This window comes from Henriciella sp. (assembly GCF_049649345.1).
Classification (GTDB): domain Bacteria; phylum Pseudomonadota; class Alphaproteobacteria; order Caulobacterales; family Hyphomonadaceae; genus Henriciella.
This window is the reverse complement of record NZ_JBARZC010000478.1, coordinates 1-3,852: the sequence shown is the minus strand read 5'-3', so window position 1 is coordinate 3,852 and position 3,852 is coordinate 1. Positions and strand designations below refer to the sequence as shown.

The following is a 3,852-nucleotide window of genomic DNA, read 5'->3' as shown; positions in this document are numbered from 1 at the left end:
GGTCCTGACAGAGCAGCGGTTCCAGCGGGTTGGCGGCAAGTCAGACGTTCGCGTCGATGTACGCGTCATGTCAGCCTCGACGAAGGATATGAAAGAAGAAATAGAGGCCAAGCGCTTCCGCGAGGATCTGTTCTACAGGCTGAGCGTCGTGCCAGTGAAGGTGCCGCCTCTGTCGGAGCGCCGCGATGACATTCCCGACCTCATCGAGCACTTTGCCAGCAGGATCGCCGACAGCACAGGCCTCAATCCGAGGAGCTTTTCTGCCGAAGCGGTTGCCGTCCTGCAATCGATGGAATGGCCTGGAAATGTTCGCCAGCTGCGAAATCTCGTTGAGCGCATCCTGATCCTGTCACCGAATGATACCAGGCGGCCTGTATCGGTCGATGAATTGCCGCAGGAGCGCCACGCCGCCGACGGCCAGGCCGGGCCATCCGCATCAGCTGAACTGGTCGGATTATCCCTGCGCGATGCACGTGAGCAATTCGAGCGTGAATATCTGACGCTTCAGATCACCCGCTTCGATGGCAATATATCGCGAACGGCGGAATTCATCGGAATGGAGCGCTCGGCTCTTCATAGAAAATTGAAAGCTCTTGGTGTAAACGCGTCGGCGAACCGCTCGGAAGTTTAGACCATGCGCGTAATCATTTGCGGAGCCGGCCGGGTTGGTCAGGGGATAGCCCGTCGGCTGGCCCAGGAAAATCATGACATCGTCATGATTGACCAGGACGCCCAGCTCATCGACAAGGTCCAGACAGAACTCGATGTCCGCGGTGTTCGGGGGCATGCCGGGCACCCGGACGTGTTAAAAGGGGCGGGCGCCGAGGCCTGCGACATGATCATCGCGGTAACGTACTTCGATGAAATCAACATGGTGATCTGTCAGGTTGCAGACACGCTTTTCAGCATTCCAACCAAGATCGCCCGCGTCAGGGCTCAGCAATATCTGGAGCCGGCCTGGCGCCAGCTTTTTTCTCGCGAAGGGCTCGGCATCGATCTCGTCATCTCGCCGGAAATCGAAGTCGGCGATGCAATTCTCCAGCGCTTCAAGACGCCAGGCGCGCTAATGAGCGTGAACTTCGGCCGCGGAGATGTCCAATTGATCGGTGTCGAAGTCCTGCCTGACAGTCCTGTGCTTGATACCGCGCTGGATCAGATCCAGGGCCTGTTTCCCAGTCTCAATGCAAGGGTCGTCGGCATTAACCGGGCTGGCCATGTTTTCGCGCCGCGCGGAAATGATCATCTGAAAGTCGGGGATACAGCCTATGTGGCGGTGCTGAAGTCACAAGCGAGCCGGCTCAACAGCATTTTCAACCGCCCCGATGCGGATATGCGCAAAGTCGTTGTCGTTGGGGGCGGCAATGTCGGGCTCTACGTCGCTCGGGGTCTGGAAAAGCAGTCCGACGTGCGCGTTCGCGTCATTGAGGCTGATATGGCGCAGGCCGAGAAGGCCGTCTCGGACCTCAACCGTACGATCGTGATCCATGGCGATGGCCTGACCCGCAACATTCTTGAAGAATCAGATGCGATCTCCGCAGATCTCGTGATTGCCACCACACATGATGACAAGGCCAACATACTGATCTCGCGTCTTGCCAAGCAGATGGGCGCCAAGCGGGCGCTTGCGCTTGTGAACGCACCGGAACTTGCAAGCCTTGCACGTGAGATGAAGGTCGATGCCGTCCTTGATCCGAAAGCCCTGACCGTATCGAGAATTCTCATGAAAATGAGGCGTGGCCGGATCCTGGCCCTTCAGTCGCTGGAAGATGGCGCTGCCGAGATTGCAGAAGGCGTGACGCTCGAAACCTCGCCGTTGATCGGCAAATCGCTCGGTTATGATGCCTTGCCGAAGGGTATTACAGCGGCAGCCGTTCTTCGAGACGGCGAAATCATATTTGCCGGGCCTAATGTCGCTCCGCGCGCCAATGATCACGTCCTGCTGTTCTATGAGCAGTCCATGACCTCGAAGGTAGAGCAGTTCTTCCGGGTCAGTGCAGACTTTTTCTGAGGACGGACCGCTTGAGGTCCTGGCTAGAGGGTTGGTCTCTGCATGAATTTCGCCGCGATCATCCGAATGCTGGCCCTTTGCGGCCTGTTTTATTCCGCCGCGATGATCCTCTGCGGGCTTGTCGCCCTGATTGCCGGCGAGGCCGCACAACTTAAATCCTTCCTGACAACCGCAGTGATCATGTCGACCGGATCCATCGCCACCATCGTGCTGATCGCAAAACCGAAGCGCAGGGCGCTACCACCGGATGGCCTCGCTTTCATGGTACTCTTCTGGTTTGTCTCGGCGATAATCTGTGCGCCGCCATTCCTGATGGGGGTTGCCAATCAGAGTGCGATTACAGCTCTGCACGAAGCTGTTTCCTGCTTGACGACAACTGGCCACAGCGTCTTTCCGCCATCCGACACACCGTTGCCTGCATCGCTGGTGCTATGGCGCGCCATCCTCCACATTGTCGGGGCGGTGGCGACGATCACCTTCGCGGCAACCGTGCTGGCGGCGCTAAACCTTGATGGACCGGGCATCCATCGCAATCACCTGTTCAGCCTGTCCGACAACAGCTTCTTCGATTCCATCCCGAAAGTGTTGCGCGCTGTCATTACGGTTTCGAGCATATGTATCCTGATCGTATTCTCAATCGAGGTTATCGGCGGCATTCCGGCCAACACAGCGTTTCTCGATGCCGTCAGCGCATTCACCACAGGGCTTGCCGATCCTGACAGGGTTTCCGCCGATGTCACCAGAGAGGCACGCGCGATCGGTCTGACTGTGGGGCTGATATTCGGAACGTTGGGGCTTTACGTGCTAATCCTTGCCGCGTCCGGAAAGGTTCGCAGGACACTTATGGATGCTGAAGTGGTCGCCTTTGCGATGGCAATCGCCGTTTTCGCGCTTCTCGCATTTTTGAGCGGTCTCGAAGTCCTGAACGCACTTGGCTGGTCGCTTTCGGCCTTGTCGACGAGCGGAATCGCGCTGGTCTCGCCGGCGTCCACGCATGCCTTGCCCCTGGCCCTGCAGCTGGCCCCAGCCTTGGTGGGCGGGGCGGCGCTTTCGGCGGCTGGCGGGATAAAGCTCGCCCGGCTCTTTGTGCTGGGCCGGCGTGTCGGGCAGGAATTTCTCAGGGTTGGCTACAAGCAGTCCCTGTTGACGTTCACTTTCAGGGACAGGGTCCAGTCTGACAGGACGATTATGGGTATCTGGGTCTATCTGGTCGCCTATATCATGGCCTCGGTTCTGGGTTTGCTGCTCTTTGCCTTTACGGGCGAGAGTTTCGAAGATGCCATAACCAATACAGTTGGCGGCCTGACCAATTCAGGAAGCCTCATTGATCTGACGTCACTGGCGGGAAACGAAGTTGCCCAAATCCTGCTTTCACTGGGCATGATTTTGGGCAGACTGGAAGTTCTCGCCTTCGTTCCTGTGCTCACGCTGTCATTTTGGCGGCGTTAAGGGGCGGAGGCCTTGCCAAGGGGTGACAATCCATTTAGCGCCTGCAAAAAAGCATAACGAACAGGCACAAGATCATGTCGTCAGATAAGAAACAAAACTTGCAAGATACCTTCCTCAACGCCGTCCGAAAATCCCGCACCCCGCTGACCATCTTCCTCGTTAACGGCGTGAAGCTTCAAGGGGTCGTCACCTGGTTTGACAATTTCTGCGTATTGCTGCGCGGAGATGGACGGCCACCCCAGCTCGTCTACAAGCACGCCATCTCGACGATTGCACCGGGCGCGCCCGTGCAACTGTTCGATGAGGAAAAGACAGAAGACTGATCTTGAGCTCAGAGCTGATCGACCGCACACCTCCCGCCGACAGGGCAGGTGTGGTCATTCCGTGGACACAAG

The 3,852-nt window shown here is 57.6% G+C and carries 4 protein-coding genes; all 4 read left to right on the top strand.

The features are described 5' to 3' along the window. On the top strand, window positions 1–631 hold a 631-nt coding region (locus WA989_RS13245), incomplete at its 5' end, for a sigma 54-interacting transcriptional regulator (RefSeq protein ID WP_424340964.1). Between the two features lie 3 nt (window positions 632–634). Then, the gene (gene trkA / locus WA989_RS13240) at window positions 635–2,008 is read left to right on the top strand and encodes a Trk system potassium transporter TrkA (RefSeq protein WP_424340963.1); all 1,374 of its coding nucleotides are present in this window, start codon (window positions 635–637) and stop codon (window positions 2,006–2,008) included. Between the two features lie 42 nt (window positions 2,009–2,050). Then, a complete protein-coding gene (locus WA989_RS13235; RefSeq protein WP_424340962.1) occupies window positions 2,051–3,457 on the top strand; it encodes a hypothetical protein in 1,407 nt (468 codons plus the stop codon). Window positions 3,458–3,531: 74 nt separating this feature from the next. After that, window positions 3,532–3,780, top strand: a complete 249-nt coding sequence (gene hfq, locus WA989_RS13230; protein WP_424340961.1) for an RNA chaperone Hfq — start codon at window positions 3,532–3,534, stop codon at window positions 3,778–3,780. Window positions 3,781–3,852 lie beyond the last annotated feature (72 nt).